This window comes from Parvibacter caecicola, from assembly GCF_003725335.1.
In the GTDB taxonomy this organism is placed as follows: Bacteria; Actinomycetota; Coriobacteriia; order Coriobacteriales; family Eggerthellaceae; genus Parvibacter; species Parvibacter caecicola.
In genome coordinates this window covers 1-871 of sequence record NZ_QIBY01000042.1, presented here as the reverse complement: position 1 = coordinate 871, position 871 = coordinate 1, and the positions used below count along the sequence as shown (strand labels likewise).

Annotated in this window: 2 rRNA genes; both read left to right on the top strand. The window is 59.5% G+C overall.

Annotated elements, in window-relative coordinates:
- Window positions 1-220: ribosomal RNA gene (locus DMP11_RS10075) — 16S ribosomal RNA — on the top strand; the annotation flags it as partial.
- 350 nt (window positions 221-570) lie between these two features.
- Window positions 571-871: ribosomal RNA gene (locus tag DMP11_RS10070) — 23S ribosomal RNA — on the top strand; the annotation flags it as partial.

Below are 871 nucleotides of genomic sequence, written 5' to 3'. Positions count from 1 at the left end.
CTGCGTGAAGTCGGAGTTGCTAGTAATCGCGGATCAGCATGCCGCGGTGAATACGTTCCCGGGCCTTGTACACACCGCCCGTCACACCACCCGAGTCGTCTGCACCCGAAGCCGCCGGCCGAACCCGAAAGGGGCGGAGGTGTCGAAGGTGTGGAGGGTAAGGGGGGTGAAGTCGTAACAAGGTAGCCGTACCGGAAGGTGCGGCTGGATCACCTCCTTTCTAGGGAGACGCGAAATTTCGCGCCGGAAGGGGTCGAGCGGTAAGCTCCCCCTCCCTGACGGAACAACTTAACTTTCTCACGGTCTCTCATCCCTCCTGCAGCATCCGGTTCCCGAGGCGCCGCGCGCGCCCGCGGGCTCCTTGACAGTTGCATAGCGCGCGACATGTTGTGATGTCGCGGTCAAGACATGATCAATGAATACCAATGAATTCTCGATTGCGAGTAATCAGGGTGTTCGCATCATGGACACGATCGATGATTCATCATAGATCGCGAACGTATGTTCGAAGCAAGCATAAAGAAGCAACAGATCAATCTACCAAGATGATCCGGAGCGACCTTGATGGTAAGAGAAGATATCAAGGGCGCACGGCGGATGCCTTGGCACAGGAAGTCGACGAAGGACGCGGCAAGCCGCGATAGTCCCCGGGGAGGCGCACACGGCCTTCGATCCGGGGGTCTCCGAATGGGGGAACCCGCCCGGGGCCATGCCCGGGCACCCTCCGCTGAACACATAGGCGGAGGGGGACAACCGGGGGAACTGAAACATCTAAGTACCCCGAGGAAGAGAAATCAACCGAGATTGCGCGAGTAGCGGCGAGCGAAAGCGCAAGAGCCCAAACCCGGGCGAGTGTAAGCGGCAGGCGTTG